This window comes from bacterium (genome assembly GCA_035295165.1).
GTDB lineage: Bacteria > Sysuimicrobiota > Sysuimicrobiia > Sysuimicrobiales > Segetimicrobiaceae > JAJPIA01.
In genome coordinates this window covers 19435-33534 of record DATGJN010000002.1, presented here as the reverse complement: position 1 = coordinate 33534, position 14100 = coordinate 19435, and the positions used below count along the sequence as shown (strand labels likewise).

Genomic DNA, 14100 nt, shown 5'->3' with positions numbered 1-14100 from the left:
GTAAGGGAGAGGGCGAGAAAGGCCTGGCGGTCAACGGCGCGCGAGCTCGTCCTCCTCGAGACGGTGCAGTTTCTGGAGCAAGTCCTTGGAAGGGATGACGCATAGAAATCCGAACGGCTCCTCGCCGATCGTTTTGAACTGATGCTGCTCGTTCGGCGGGACGTAGATGGCGTCGCCCGGCCGGACCTCCTGCACGTCCCGCCCCAACTGCGCCTGCGCGCGGCCTCGAAGGACGACGATGCCGTGATCGTGGGCGTGCTGCTCCAACGACGACTGCCCGTTCGGCGGGATCTCGAAGTAGCGAATCGCAAAATGCGGCGCGCCCTCGTTGGGCCCGACGATGACCGCGCGGCAACCTCCTTCGGTGGCCCCGCCGCCCCGATAGGGCTCGACATCCACCCCGTCCCACAGGAAGTTGCCGTTCTGGCCGGTCTGCTTGTGAATCGTCCCCATTGCGTTTCCCCTGATCCTACGTGAGGCTCGGGACCGCCCTACCGCGCGGATCGGAAAGTTGTTCCGCCACGGTACGACCAAACCCTACCTTTCGCAGGCGCCGGCTCGGATCACCTGCATTGTCCTGCGCAGGTCTTGATCCGTTCGCGCCCCGGGCACGTCTTGGTAGGGCACGACCCGCCGTCGGTCGGCGCGGCCGTTCCCTACTGGACGAGTGGCTGGCCAGGTCTTGCGCTCTCTGTCGCCCGGCACGGCCGTTCCCGGCGGCAATCCGAACGATCCTGTGTACCACGAAAGGGCCGGCCACGGCGGCGCTGCAGAATGCGAGAACATTGTCGCGAAAACCCGACAGGTGCGCGATCATGGACATCCGCCACCGAGCTGCTGGTGCGGTAGGAACTCACCATCGCCCCGAAGGTTTTGCGGCGACGTGCAAGATCCCCGCCGACGCGTTACCAGTCTCGCTCCTGGTCATCGAGAGCAGGACGCAATTTCAGCTCCGCTCCCGAAATGTGCTTTCAGGGCGATTAACTCTTGGGAATGGTCACGTGGAAGAGGGCCGGTTCTCCGTTCACCACGACTTTCACCGTGTAGGATCCCGGCGCCATGGACACGTTGTTCCCGTAGTGCCAGTCGGACGTGCCCTCTTTGACACCGTACATCATGGCGATTGGGACGACCTGGCTCGCCTTGGTGGCTTCGTTCGTGACCGTAATCTGGCACGTCGCATCGGTGGTGACCTTGCCCGTGGCGAGGCTGGCCACGTGGACCTCCAGATGGCGCGTATCTGTCGTCATCGCCCCCGTTTGGCCGATCATGGCGCCCCCCGACATCGCCATGGCGCCGCCCACCATGATCTCGCCCGTCGTGGGGTGCATCTTGGCGGCGTCGGCCTTCGAATACATGGTTTCCATCGGACCGATCTGCAGCATCAAGCGAAAGTGCGCAGTTTTTCCGGTTTGCGTGATCGGCGCGCCGCCCATCGACATTGCGGCAAGGCCGTTCGTGGGCCCCAGCGCAAGGAGCAGCAACACAGCGAGACTTCCCAGCCAGCATCGTGCCATTTCCACATCACCTCCCAGGGATCGGGAAACGCAGCGCTCCCGTCTTGTGACCGTTCACAAGCTTAGAGTATAAACTGACTAGTCAGTTTGTCAATCCGACCGAGGTCGGAGGGTGCACCCTCAGCGCGACGCAGCCACAAGGCGGAGTCCACTTTTGGAACGACGACGGCTTTCTCGGCTACGCGTTACCTGCGAGGCGTGTGTACAGCCAGGCGAACAGCGAGAACCCGATGAACGCGTCGACGAATCCATAGACGAGGCCTACGATACTTCCAAGCAGACTCACATGATAGCCAGGGTACACACTCTCCATCGCTTTCAAGAATGCTCCAGCATATCCGGTGGGAACCGAGATAAGCGTGACGACAAGCATCGCCGCACCCCATAGGATCCCTCCGGCTAAGCCGAAACGGCTCGCCTTGAACGTCATCATCGCGTCCTCCTCTCCAGTTGACGATCTCCCCAGAACGGTCTAACAATGGTTTTCCCAGGAGTGGCCCTCGCTACGTATCGGGTCGAGTTGACATCCGGCGCACGCGATCTTGCATCGTCTGGGCCAGCGCTGCACGCAAGCCACGGAACACGCCCACCGGGTGTCGCCCTGCCGAAGAGAGCTCGGGATATCGCCGAAGAGCGCCGTGCCGCGTCGGCTGGCGCATCCTAGGGAGGACCCACGATCATAACGACCGGGTAGTATGGTCCGGCGTCGCTCAGGGCGGATATGTGCTCTTCCACCGTGCTGGCGGCGGGAATCCTGAGCCTCGCGACCAACCGCGGTGCGACCGGCTGCACAATCGCCAGATCTTCTAGCGTGCCGTTGACCACGATGGTTGCCGCCGCGGGCCCGCCGTCGGCGTGGGCAACAAGCGCCACGACGTTGGGATCAGGTCCGGGATTGGTTAACCCACCCGAGCCCTTGCTCTCCTCTCCCCCGGCCGGATGTCGTTCCAGCGAGTCGGACCGACCGATTGAAATTTGCCTGAGGCTTGGCTTATAGTATAAACTGACTGGTCAGTTTTGCAAGCGCGGAGACTCTGGAGGTGCGATGGTGCCCCGCATATCTTTGAGTGCGCGCACCGAACGCCGGCAACAGATCCTGGACGCGGCTTGGCGATGCGCGAGCCACAAAGGGTTTCGCGCGATGTCGGTGGATGAGATCTGTGCCGAGGCAGGGATGAGTAAAGGCGCGTTCTACGGGTATTTCGAGAGTAAGCAGGCGTTGCTGCTGGCGCTCCTCGCGGAGGACGCGGAGACGCTTGACCGGATCGTCGAGCGGCTTGAGGCGGAGTCCGTCCGGAGTGTCGACCGGCTCCGGCGCTTCGTCCGTGCCATGCTGGAGCGGGGAGATGATCCCGCCCGCGTGCAAGTCCGAGCCGACCTGTGGGCCGAAATGCTCACGGACAGGGCCGTGCGCGAGCGATTCACCGCCACGGTCCGGCATCGCCGCACCGTCCTGCGCGCCTGGATCGAGCGAGCCATCGCCGACGGCGAGGTGGTGGACATCCCTGCGAATGCATTCGCAGCGGTCCTGCTGGCCTTGGGTGACGGTCTGGGCCTACACGCCGGACTGGATCCCACCGGATTCCGCTGGGCGAACATCAGGAAGGCCGTGGGAACGATGCTGGAGCGGTTGGCAGGACATGATTGACCATCGCACGGTCGCGGCCAAATCGGGGATCGGCTCCTTGCACTTTCCGGACCGCCCGATCCTGCGAGCGTACGATTGGCTGCGTGGGGCCCCCGCGGGGCTCTTCGCGCTCGCGGTGGCGATCGGCGCGGGGGCTGGGTTGGGGGCGATCGCGTTTCGGTTACTCATTCTTGAGTTTACGAGAATCTTCACCGGGACAGCCGACTACAGCGCGGTGGGCCCTGCGTCCCACCCGTGGCTCCCACAACTGGGGCCATGGTTTGTTGTGGTCGCTGCCGTCGTCGGTGGGCTCATCTACGGCCCGCTGATCGAGCGGTTCGCGAGCGAGGCACGAGGGCACGGCGTGCCGGAAGTCATGCTGGCCGTGGCGGAGCGCGGCGGGCGGATCCGGCCGCGCGTGGCGGTGGTCAAGGCGCTTGCGTCTGCGCTGTGCATCGGGTCCGGTGGATCGGTAGGCCGCGAAGGCCCGATCGTGCAGATCGGCTCTGCCCTGGGGTCCACGCTTGGGCAGGTCGTGCGTGTGTCGGAATCCCGGTTGCGCCTCCTGGTGGCCTGCGGCGCTGCGGGCGGCATCTCCGCCACATTCAATGCGCCCATCGCCGGGGTGTTCTTCGGACTCGAGCTCATCCTGCGGGACTTCGAAGTCGAGTCGTTCGGCGCGGTGGTCGTGGCCTCGGTGGTCGCGGACATCATTGGCCGGGCCGCGTTTGGCACGCATCCGTTCCTCGTGCTCCCCGCGTTCAAGCTTAGTTCTCCGTGGGAGTATTTGATCTACGCGGGGCTGGGGGCCCTGGCGGCGGTCGTTGGCGTGGCGTTCATCCGCGTGCTGTACGGGACGGAGGATCTCTGCGACCGCCTCTGGCGAGGTCCTGGATGGCTCCGCCCGGGGGTGGGCGGTCTCGTGCTCGGGCTGCTGCTGGTCGTGTTGCCGCAGATGTACGGGGTCGGGTACCCGGTGCTGGAGCGCGCCATCCGAGGGGAGTACATGCTGGGGTTTCTCGCACTCCTGTTGGTCGGCAAGATGGTCGCGACGAGCCTGACCATCGGCATCGGCGGATCCGGGGGTGTGTTCGCGCCGTCGCTGTTCATGGGCGCCATGCTCGGCACCGCGTACGGAGACCTGATGCATCAAGTCCTTCCCGGGATCGCCGGTCCGGCGGGGGCGTACGGCCTCATTGGGATGGGCGCGGTGTTTGCCGGCGCCGCCCAGGCGCCGATCACGGCCATCATCATGATCTTTGAACTCACCGGCGATTACCAGATCATCCTCCCGCTGATGTTCGCCGTGGTGCTCGCGACCGGCGTGAGCCGGGTTCTCACGAACGAGAGCATCTACACGTTGAAGCTGCGCCGTCGGGGCATCGACATCCGACGCGGGCGGGCGGCCAACCTCATGGAGGTGCTGACGGTTGGGAGCGCCATGAGGCCGGTGCCGGCCGCGTTGCCGGAGCAGATGGCGCTCGGCGAGGTGATCGCGCGGTTCACCAACGACAGTTGGGATGCGCTGCCGGTCGTCGATGCGGCGGGCGCGTTCCGCGGGACCGTGACATTTCGGCAGGTCGAGCAGGCGATGCGCGACAACGCGCTCGACGCCGTGGCCGGTGAGCTCGCGCAGGACACGCCAACGCTCACGCCGGTCCAGACGCTCGAGCAGGCGCTACAGCTCACCTTGCGCCACGGTGACGACGGGCTGCCCGTGCTCGATCGTGACAGCCGCCGGCTGATCGGGTGGCTGACACATCGGGACATTCTGAGCGCGTATTATGCACGTCTGGAGCGGACGATCTCCGAGGCGAAGCGCAAGGGGACGCCGATCAAGGCGCAAGACCTGGAAGCCGCGCGCGCGCCGGCCGGCGACCTCTCGGCATCCCTGCGCGACTATCGGATTGTCGATCTCGAGCTCCGGGGCGGCGAGGTACTCGCGGGCCGGCGCATTGCGGATGTGCCCTGGCCACCGTCGTCGCTCGTGCTGGCTGTCCGCCGAGGCGGGTCGAGTTTTGTTCCGGACGGCCAAACGGAGCTTCGTCGCGGCGATCGGCTGTCGATCTTGGTGCCGGTCTCGCAGGCGAAGGACGTGGATGCGTTGATCGGCACCCTCGCGGAGTCAACCGGTCGCGTCGGGGATCGCTGCGCCGAGACCTCGCGACGCGACCCTGCCGCGGTTGACCAGTGGCCCCCGACGGCGACAGCCGGAACGGTCGTGCTCGAGCCTGTGATCGCGCCGGGATCGCGCGTCGCCGGGCGAATGCTGCGGGACGTGAACCTTGGGGCGGGGGTATTGATTATGGCGATCCACCGGGGCCGGACGATCATTGTGCCGCGCGGGGATTCGTACCTGGTCGCCGGCGATCGCGTCACGATTCTCGCGCGCTCCGATCACGCGCGGGAAGTGTTGGAGCGGCTTCGTTGAACCGCCAGTACCGCTGCGAGCGTCGCACGGCGAGACGAGAATGCGCGGATGCGCGTCGCGCCATAGACGTGTCGCCGCGCGATGACGATGCTGACCGTCCACTCGCCGCCGGGCATCGAGAGCTTACTCCCGAGGCGCGCGGGAGTACCGGTCGGACGCATCGACGCGCTGGGCGCCACGTCGCCACGACCAAGTGCGTCGCCAGCGTTCGTCCGTTGAGAACAACCACACGTGTATGGACAGTCGGAATCCTGCAAAGGACGGCACGCGCGGCTCTCCCCATGAGTGTGCACTATGTTGGAACTACGAGCGTTCGGTAACCATCTATGGATCGTGGACGGTCCGAATGTCCGCGACTTCGGTGTCGTCTTCACGACCCGCATGGCGATCGTGAAGCTCTCCGACGGTTCGTTATGGGTAAGTTCTCCTGTGCCCGTGTCCTTCGATACGCTCAACCAGATCGTGGCGTTGGGTCCTGTTAGATATCTTGTTGCCGCGACCCCGAGGCACGTCTGGCGGCTGGCGGGGTGGCACACGCTATTTCCGCATGCCCAGTTGTGGGCACCGCGAACTACCCCCCTGACGTTGAACAGAGGGCACCTGCCGTTCACGGGCATTTTGACGGACACGCCGTATCACGGTTGGGCGGGCGACTTCGATCAACTCGCGTTCAAAGGCAACCCTCTCATGGAAGAAATCCTCTTCTTTCATCGCGAGTCCCGCACGGTCATCCTGGACGATTTGATCCAAAATCATCCGATCGTGGAGGGCCAAGGCCTTCGCAACGCGCTGTTCAAACTCGCTGGTGTTGCATATCCGCACGGCGGCGTTCCGATCGACGTCAGGCTGTCCTTCATCAATCGAGATCTCGCACGACGATCGCTTGAAACGCTGCTTTCATGGGATTTCGACAAGCTCATCATCGGGCACGGCGTCTGCGTAGGGAAAGAGGCGAAGCCATTTGTACAGCGGGCCTTTCGGTGGCTCGTGGCGCCGACTCGTAAGTGAACGTCCTGGAAGACGTCTCGCGAAGGGTCCGTCGAGTGACCAGGCCGAACGCCAGCGCGATCGCCACGTATGATCGAGTGAGCCGCTGGTATGACGTGTTCACCCGCCTTGAGGAGATGTCCCGGAACGCGGCGCTGCACCGGCTCGGGGTAAAAGAACGTGAGAACGTCCTTGAGATCGGCTTTGGCACCGGGCACGGCATCCTGGCCCTGGCGCGACCCGTCGGCTCCTATGAATGGCACCACCGGACGTCCTCCCGCCTACAGGGACTGCCGGCCGATCCATGCGCAAGCCGCCATCGAAGATGGCGGCTTCCGAATTAATGACGCGACGAGGATTTCCTTGTGGAGCCTTCCGGGCGAGATCGTCCTGGCGGACAAGTAGGTTTGTCGTACCGCCGGCAACTGCACGGGTGGATATTGTTCCAGTACGGCGTCGCCTCGGTGGGTTCAGCCGGGCAGCATCTCCTTGATTTGCCTGAGCGCGCCCTCGAACGCCTCGGCCGTGCGTGCGACGTCCTCCGGGCCGTGCGCGATGCTGAGGAACCCACCCATCGCAAACACGTGCACCCCCCTCATCAGCATCGCCACGGTGAGCGGGGCGAAGAGCGGCAGGCCTCGCTGCTTCTTGAGGGTGTCAGGTGGAAGGGCCAACGCACTCCCCGGAGCGCCGGGTGAGATCGCGGGGTCGAACGCCAGGTGGAACCCCGACGACAGGCCGTACGCCGCGCCGTGCACGCCGAGCTTCGCCATCACGGCGTTGAGCTCGGCTCGGAGCGCGGCCGCGGTCCGGTCGCACTGGGCCTGGGCCCGCCCGTCGCGAATCAGGTCGAGGCACGCGACGCCGGACGACGCCGACAGCGGGTTCGCGTTGTAGGTTCCGGGATGCTGAATCTTTTTCCGGTTGCTCCCGGGGAGGCCGATCGGCTCGAGGAGGTCGCGCCGCCCAGCCACCGCACCACCGGGGAGCCCGCCCGCGAGGATTTTGGCCATGGTGACGAGGTCGGCCGTGACCCCGGAGGTCTGCTGGATGCCGCCCGGGGCCACCCGGAAACCGCTAATCACCTCGTCGAAGACGAGATACACTTGGTGCTTGGTAGTAAGCTGCCGGAGGTCCTGGAGGAAGCCCGGCGACAGGGGAACGGTGCCCCAGGATGCGCCGCTCGGCTCGAGGATGACCGCGGCGATGTCGGGGTCTGCGGCGAGCGTCGCCTCGACCACTGCCGCGTCCGGCGGAAGTACGATCGTCTGGCTCGCCACCGCGGCAGGCACACCCTGGGGGAGGCCGTCCCACGGCGGCGACTGGCCCGGCATCACCGCGTCGTGCCAGCCGTGGAAGTGCCCACGGAACTTGACGATCTTCGACCGTCCCGTCGCCGCCCGCGCGACCCGCAGCGCGAGCAGCGTCGCCTCCGTGCCCGAGCTTGTGAAGCGTACGAGCTCGGCGCCGGGGACCATCGCCCGGATGCGCTCCGCCCACTCGATCTCGAGCACGTGGTTGGCGCCGTGGTGCGTTCCGAACCCGATCTGGCGGCGTACCGCCTCGACGATCGCGGGGTGGGCGTGTCCGAGGATCATCGCGCCGTGTCCCATCGCGTAGTCGACGTACTCGTGTCCATCCAGGTCCCACTTGCGCGCGCCCTGCGCGCGCGCGATGTACGGGAGGAACGGCGCGAGCGCCCGCGTGTCGTGCGTCAGGCCGCCCGGGAGGACGCCGGTCGCTCGCTCGAACGCTTCGCGCGATCGAGGATGTGCCTCCACATACGCGGTCATGAGATCACTTGCAGTGGTCTGCGTCTCGGGCACGGCGCCTGCTCCTTGTGACTGACATCCGCCGAACGAGGAAGTATTTGTCTTCCCCGCCGCGAAACTCCTGTACCGGGCTCTGGACGAGATGGGGGGAGGGTGGCGTGGACTACGCGGGGCTGTTTCGGCTGGACGGAAAGGTCGCTCTGGTCATCGGCGGTGGGTCCGGCATCGGCCAGGCGGCGGCGCGGGCGCTCGCTGCGCACGGGGCCCATGTCGCGGTCGCCGACGTCAGACCGGAGAGCGCGGCGGAGACGGTCGCGTTGATCACGAAGGCCGGGGGGCACGCGGAGGCCCGCAGTGTGGACGTGACCCGGGAGGATGATGTTCGGCGGCTGTTCGACGACGTCGCGGCGCGCCACGCGTCGCTCGACGTTGCCGTCACCACCCCGGGGATCAACGTGCGAAAGCCCATCCTCGACTACACCGCGGAGGAGCTCGAACGGGTGCTGGCGGTGAACCTCAAGGGCACCTTCTACGTGCTGCGCGAGGCCGGCCGGTGGATGGCCGAGCAGGGGCGGGGGAGCATCATCGCGTTCGCCTCGATCCGTGCACAGACCGTGGAGCCGGGACAGGGCGTGTACGCCGCGACCAAGGCGGGGATCGTGCTGCTCTGCCGCACGCTCGCCGCGGAGCTGGGCCCGCGCGGGGTCCGCGTCAACGCCGTCGCCCCCGGAGTGGTCGAGACGCCGCTGACGAGCCAGATCAAGAGCCATCCGGAGTGGTATCGCGCGTACGCCGAACGGTCCGCGCTCGGCCGCTGGGCGTCCGCCGACGAGATGGCCGGTCCGGTCGTCTTCCTGGCGTCGGAGGCCGCGAGTTTCGTGACCGGGTCGCTCCTCTTCGCGGACGGCGGCTGGACTGCGGTGGACGGCCGCTTCACGCCGCCGCTGTAGGGCCCCCGGCACGGCAGGAGTTCCCTCGGGGGCGCGGGAACTCGGGGGCGACGGCTCGAGGTGACGCGGTGGTCGCCCGGGGGCGACGTCCACCGCGCTGCGGAGGTGCGCTGTGATTCTGACCCAATATTACCTGAAGTGTCTCGCTCACGCATCGTACCTGGTCGGCGATGAGCAAAGCGGCGTCGCCGCCGTGGTCGATCCGCAGCGCGACGTCGACCAGTACCTCGACGACGCCTGCGCGCAGGGCCTCGAGATCCGCCACGTGATCCTGACGCACTTCCACGCCGATTTCGTGGCGGGGCACCTCGAGCTGCGCGAACGGACAGGGGCGCGGATCCACTTGGGGCGGCGGGCCGCGGCCGAGTACGCGTTCTCGCCGATCGGGGATGGGGACGAAGTGCCGCTCGGCGACGTCCGGCTGTCGGTGCTGGAGACCCCCGGCCATTCCCCGGAGTCGATCTCGCTCGTCGTGTACGACCGGACGAAGAGCGAACAGGTCCCACAGGCGGTGCTGACGGGGGACACGCTGTTCATCGGCGACGTCGGGCGCCCCGACCTCAGGGCGGCGCTGGGCTGGGCGCCAGCCGACCTCGCCGCCATGCTGTACGACTCACTGCACGAGAAGCTCCTCCGGCTGCCCGACGAGACGCTCGTGTACCCCGCGCATGGGGCGGGATCGGCGTGCGGCAAGAACCTGAGCACGGATACCGTGTCCACGATCGGTGTCCAGCGCCGGTACAATTACGCGCTCCAGCCGATGTCGCGCGAGGAGTTCATCCGGATCGTGCTCGCCGACCAACCGGACGCTCCCCCGTACTTCACGTACGACGCAATTCTCAACACCAAGGAGCGCCCGACGCTGGAGGCGGCGCTCGCGCGGCAACTCCGCCCGCTCACGCTCCAGGAGGTGCTCCGCCTGCGCAACGCCGGCGCGAGCCTGCTCGACACGCGCGAGCCGGGAGAGTTCGAGGGAGCGCACCTGCTCGACAGCGTGAACATCGGTCTCAGCGGGCAGTTTGCGACATGGGCCGGGACCCTGCTCGATCACGATCGTCCGATCGTGATCATCGCCTCCGCCGGCCGGGAGCAGGAATCGGCGCTGCGGCTCGGGCGGATCGGGTTCGACCATGTGGCGGGATACCTCGAAGGCGGCATGACCGCGGTCGACGCGCGACCGGACCTGGTCCGGTGCACCGAACGGGTGACCGCAGCGACGCTCGCCGAGCAGCTCGGATCGGGGCGGCCGCCCGTGCTGTTGGACGTGCGCGCGCCAGCCGAGCGAAACCTCGAGTGGATCGAGGGCAGCCTCTGTATCCCCCTCAACCACCTGTTGGAGCGGTTGGCCGACGTGCCCCGGGACCGGCCGGTCGTGGTGCACTGTCAGAGCGGATACCGTTCCGCGATTGCGGCGAGCCTGCTCGCCGGGCGCGGAACCGAGGCCGTGGCCGATCTCGTCGGCGGGCTGGCCGCGTGGAAGGCCTCGCACCTCCCGACGGGCGCTGCCGGCGCGTCTGCGACGTGACCGGACCGCAGCCGGGCCGCTGATGGAGATCGCCGCCGCCCGCGTCGCCATTCCCGCGCGCGCGGCGGTTGTTCGGGACCTCGGCGAGGTGGTCGGCGAGGCGTACGTGTTCGCGGGTCTCAGTGAGATGCTCGCGTATGAGTACGACGCGTCGAACATTACGGCAGTGCCGGATCTCGTGGTGCTGCCGGCGAGCGCTGCCGAGGTGTGCGGCGTGCTGCGCGTCGCAGCCCGACACGGCCTGCCGGTGATTCCGCGCGGCGCCGGGACCGGCATCGCAGCCGGCGCGCTGCCGATCATCGGCGGCATCGTCGTCGGCCTCAACCGCATGGACCGCATCCTCGAGGTGGACCTCGACAACCGCGTTGCGATCGTCGAGCCGGGTCTGACCAACATCGAGATCACGCGAGCGGTCACCGAACAAGGGTACCTCTACGCCCCGGATCCGAGCAGCCAGTACGCGAGCAGCATCGGCGGCAACGTGGCGCACAACGCGGGAGGGCCGCACACGATCGCGTACGGTGTCACGACGAACCACGTGCTGGGCGTCGAACTCGCGCTGGCCGACGGGACGCTCGTCCGGCTGGGCGGGGACGGCGCGGATGCGCCCGGCCTGGACCTGACCGGCCTCGTCGTCGGCGCGGAGGGCACGTTCGGGATCATCACGCGCGTGTGGGTGCGACTGCTGCGCCGGCGGGAGGACGTGGTGACCCTGCTTGCAGTCTTTGACGACCTGGGGCGGGCGGGCGAGGCCGTGACCGAGATCATCGGGCGCGGGGTCGGCCCCGTCGCGCTCGAGATGATGGATCACAACGCGATCCAGGCGATCGAGCCGTTCGTGCACGCGGGGTACCCGCTCGACGCGGCGGCGGTGCTCCTGATCGAGGTGGAGGGCGTCCGCGACGCGCTGCCCCGGGCGCGAGCGACGGTGGACGAGATCTGCCGCGCCCACGGCGCGAGCGACGTGCGGACCGCTCACACGGAGGAGGAGCGCCAGGCGTTGTGGCTCGGGCGCAAGGCGGCGTTCGGGACGATGGGCCGGATCGCGGTCAACTACTACCTGCACGACGCGGTCGTGCCGCGGTCCCGGCTGCCCGAGGTGCTCCGGGGCGTTCAGCAGATCGCCGCGCGCGAAGGGCTGATGTTGGTGAACATGTTCCACGCGGGGGACGGGAACCTGCACCCGCTCATCGTGTTCGACGCCCGCGTGCCCGGCGAGACCGAGCGGGTGCTCCGCGCGGGAGAGGATATGCTGCGCCTCTGCGTGGACGTCGGCGGCACGATCACCGGCGAGCACGGCGTGGGGTTCGAGAAGAACAACTACATGCCGTGGATCTACAACGACGCGGACCTCAGGGCGATGCGGACGGTCAAGGACGTCTTCGACCCCGACGGCCGCATGAACCCGTGGAAGATGTTCCCCACGCCGGTGTCCTACGCGGAGCTGCTGGCGCCCCGTCGGTTTCCGACGGTCGGCGCGCCGTGGACATAGCGCACCGCGGCACCCCGGGTTCGGTCGCGAAGGCACGCGCCCACCGGTCGGACGTCCGATTCGCGAACGTCAAGGAGACGATGCTCTTGAGGAGTTACCTCGTCGAGCGGTTCGCGGAAGGCCGGTGAGCCCGGCGCCGTTCTCGGGCGAGTCCAGGATCCGTATGCGAACGGCCGGTCAGCTCATCGCCGACAGCCTCGCCGCGCAGCGCATCGATCGCGTCTTCTGCGTCCCCGGGGAGAGCTACCTCGGCCTCCTTGACGCGCTGTACGGGCGCGCCGACATCGACACCGTCGTCTGCCGGCACGAGTCCGGCGCGGGGTTTATGGCGGTGGCGGACGCGCGCCTCACCGGCCGTCCCGGCGTCGCCTGTGTCAGCCGCGGCCCTGGTGCCAGCAACGCGGCGATCGCGGTCCACGCCGCTCAGCAGGATGCGGCCCCGTTCCTTCTCGTCGTGGGCGACGTGCCCGTGCGCGACATCGGTCGAGGTGCCTTCCAGGAGATCGACTACCGCCAGATGTTCGGCTCGATCGCGAAGTGGACGGCGGAGATCACGGACCCGGACCGGACCGCGGAGACGATGCTCCGCGCGATCCAGACGGCGACGGCAGGGCTCCCGGGGCCGGTCGTGATCGCCGTGCCGGAGGACGTCCTGACCGCGCTGACCGATGCCGCGCCGGTCGCCCCACAGGCGCCGATCAGGGCCGCGCCCGGCGCCGGCGATGTCGCGATCCTCCGCCGGTGGTTGAACGGAGCCGAACGGCCGCTTGCGGTCGCAGGCAGCGCGCTCGACCGCGCGGGCGGGCGTGAGGCCCTGCGCATGTTCTCGGAAGCCTGGGAGGTGCCCACGGTCGTGTCGTTTCGCCGTCAGGACCTCTTCGCGAACACGCACCGTCTCTACGCCGGGGACATGGGCCTCGCCAACCCGGCGTCTCAGATGGGCGTGCTCCGCGGCGCCGATCTCCTGCTCGTCCTCGGGGCGCGCCTGGGCGAGATCACCACCCAGCGTTATACGTTCCCGCGGTCGGTGCGGCCGGAGATGAAGCTCGTCCACGTGCACCCCGACCCAGCGGTCATCGGCACGCATTTCGCGGCGGATCTCGCCGTGGCGTGCGACCCCCGGGCGCTGATCGAGGCCCTCGGGGTGCCGCCAAATCAGGCGCCCGCCGGCCGGCGCGCATGGATCGATCGTGTGGGGAGGGAGCGGCGCGCGATCGCGGCGATCCAGCCTCGCGAGGTCGACGACGGAGTGCCGTTCGAGCGCGTGGTGGCGCTCGTCGGGCAGCACCTGCGGCCCGACGCGATCGTGACGGTCGACGCCGGGATGTTCGGCGCCCCGGTGTACCGCGTCGTTCCGTTCACGCCGCCGCAGCGCCTCCTCGCGCCGATCTCCGGGGCGATGGGCTTCGGCGTGCCGGCCGCCGTTGCGGCGGCGTTGCGCGAGCCGGATCGCCAGGTGATCTGCTTCGTCGGAGACGGTGGGCTGCTCATGACCGGGAACGAGCTCGCGGTCGCGACGCAGCGTGGGCTGCCGTTGAAGGTGATCGTGTCGGAAAACGGGATGTACGGCTCGATCCGCGTCCAGCAGGCACGCGACTATCCGGGACGCGCGATCGGGACCGATTTCACGAATCCGGATCTTGAACTGCTCGGTCGCGCGTTCGGCTTCACCGTTACGCGGATCCGTACCGTTGGGGAGCTCGAGGCGCTTCCGGCGATCCTGGGGAGCGCCGGGCCGGAGTTCGTCGTCATCGATACAAGCGTCCAGGCGATTCTTCCCCAGGAACGCTGAAGGGAGC

At 67.7% G+C, this 14100-nt stretch carries 12 protein-coding genes; 7 read left to right on the top strand and 5 right to left on the bottom strand.

Annotation, left to right across the window (positions count from 1 at the left end):
* Nucleotides 1-30: 30 nt before the first annotated feature.
* From VKZ50_00230 to VKZ50_00215, 4 genes are all read right to left on the bottom strand, one after another.
* Entirely contained in the window at nucleotides 31-453 is a 423-nt protein-coding gene (locus VKZ50_00230) for a cupin domain-containing protein (GenBank protein HLJ58141.1), read from the bottom strand.
* A 527-nt stretch (nucleotides 454-980) separates the two neighbouring features.
* Nucleotides 981-1517: a hypothetical protein gene (locus VKZ50_00225; protein ID HLJ58140.1), complete on the bottom strand. Its 537-nt coding sequence runs from the start codon at nucleotides 1515-1517 to the stop codon at nucleotides 981-983.
* A 178-nt stretch (nucleotides 1518-1695) separates the two neighbouring features.
* The gene (locus VKZ50_00220) at nucleotides 1696-1950 is read right to left on the bottom strand and encodes a bacteriophage holin (protein HLJ58139.1); all 255 of its coding nucleotides are present in this window, start codon (nucleotides 1948-1950) and stop codon (nucleotides 1696-1698) included.
* Between the two features lie 227 nt (nucleotides 1951-2177).
* Complete coding sequence (locus tag VKZ50_00215; protein ID HLJ58138.1) at nucleotides 2178-2390, bottom strand: hypothetical protein; 213 nt, start codon at nucleotides 2388-2390, stop codon at nucleotides 2178-2180.
* Nucleotides 2391-2562: 172 nt separating this feature from the next.
* Here VKZ50_00215 and VKZ50_00210 point away from each other — a divergent pair, with 172 nt between their 5' ends.
* The 3 genes from VKZ50_00210 to VKZ50_00200 all read left to right on the top strand — a co-directional run bounded on the left by VKZ50_00210 (nucleotide 2563) and on the right by VKZ50_00200 (nucleotide 6583).
* A complete protein-coding gene (locus tag VKZ50_00210; GenBank protein HLJ58137.1) occupies nucleotides 2563-3165 on the top strand; it encodes a TetR/AcrR family transcriptional regulator in 603 nt (200 codons plus the stop codon).
* Complete coding sequence (locus VKZ50_00205) at nucleotides 3158-5575, top strand: chloride channel protein (GenBank protein ID HLJ58136.1); 2418 nt, start codon at nucleotides 3158-3160, stop codon at nucleotides 5573-5575. Before VKZ50_00210 ends, VKZ50_00205 begins: the two co-directional genes overlap by 8 nt.
* Before the next feature lie 294 nt (nucleotides 5576-5869).
* Complete coding sequence (locus VKZ50_00200; protein ID HLJ58135.1) at nucleotides 5870-6583, top strand: DUF4336 domain-containing protein; 714 nt, start codon at nucleotides 5870-5872, stop codon at nucleotides 6581-6583.
* Between the two features lie 449 nt (nucleotides 6584-7032).
* On the opposite strand, the gene VKZ50_00195 is transcribed toward VKZ50_00200, so the two are convergent.
* Entirely contained in the window at nucleotides 7033-8388 is a 1356-nt protein-coding gene (locus VKZ50_00195) for an aminotransferase class III-fold pyridoxal phosphate-dependent enzyme (protein ID HLJ58134.1), read from the bottom strand.
* Between the two features lie 104 nt (nucleotides 8389-8492).
* Between VKZ50_00195 and VKZ50_00190 the strand changes: the two genes are divergently transcribed.
* The 4 genes from VKZ50_00190 (at nucleotide 8493) to VKZ50_00175 (ending at nucleotide 14093) form a co-directional block, all read left to right on the top strand.
* On the top strand, nucleotides 8493-9284 hold the full coding sequence (locus VKZ50_00190; GenBank protein ID HLJ58133.1) for an SDR family oxidoreductase: 792 nt from the start codon (nucleotides 8493-8495) through the stop codon (nucleotides 9282-9284).
* A gap of 112 nt (nucleotides 9285-9396) precedes the next feature.
* Complete coding sequence (locus VKZ50_00185; protein HLJ58132.1) at nucleotides 9397-10809, top strand: MBL fold metallo-hydrolase; 1413 nt, start codon at nucleotides 9397-9399, stop codon at nucleotides 10807-10809.
* A 22-nt stretch (nucleotides 10810-10831) separates the two neighbouring features.
* A complete protein-coding gene (locus VKZ50_00180) occupies nucleotides 10832-12301 on the top strand; it encodes an FAD-linked oxidase C-terminal domain-containing protein (protein ID HLJ58131.1) in 1470 nt (489 codons plus the stop codon).
* A gap of 163 nt (nucleotides 12302-12464) precedes the next feature.
* Complete coding sequence (locus VKZ50_00175) at nucleotides 12465-14093, top strand: thiamine pyrophosphate-binding protein (protein ID HLJ58130.1); 1629 nt, start codon at nucleotides 12465-12467, stop codon at nucleotides 14091-14093.
* The last annotated feature ends 7 nt before the right edge of the window (nucleotides 14094-14100 follow it).

Bases quoted from the DNA above. Each gene is read 5' to 3' on its own strand.
- VKZ50_00230 (HLJ58141.1), bottom strand. From the start codon at position 453: ATGGGGACGATTCACAAGCAGACCGGCCAGAACGGCAACTTCCTGTGG.
- VKZ50_00225 (HLJ58140.1), bottom strand. From the start codon at position 1,517: ATGGCACGATGCTGGCTGGGAAGTCTCGCTGTGTTGCTGCTCCTTGCG.
- VKZ50_00220 (HLJ58139.1), bottom strand. From the start codon at position 1,950: ATGATGACGTTCAAGGCGAGCCGTTTCGGCTTAGCCGGAGGGATCCTA.
- VKZ50_00210 (HLJ58137.1), top strand. From the start codon at position 2,563: ATGGTGCCCCGCATATCTTTGAGTGCGCGCACCGAACGCCGGCAACAG.
- VKZ50_00205 (HLJ58136.1), top strand. From the start codon at position 3,158: ATGATTGACCATCGCACGGTCGCGGCCAAATCGGGGATCGGCTCCTTG.
- VKZ50_00200 (HLJ58135.1), top strand. From the start codon at position 5,870: ATGTTGGAACTACGAGCGTTCGGTAACCATCTATGGATCGTGGACGGT.
- VKZ50_00180 (HLJ58131.1), top strand. From the start codon at position 10,832: ATGGAGATCGCCGCCGCCCGCGTCGCCATTCCCGCGCGCGCGGCGGTT.
- VKZ50_00175 (HLJ58130.1), top strand. From the start codon at position 12,465: ATGCGAACGGCCGGTCAGCTCATCGCCGACAGCCTCGCCGCGCAGCGC.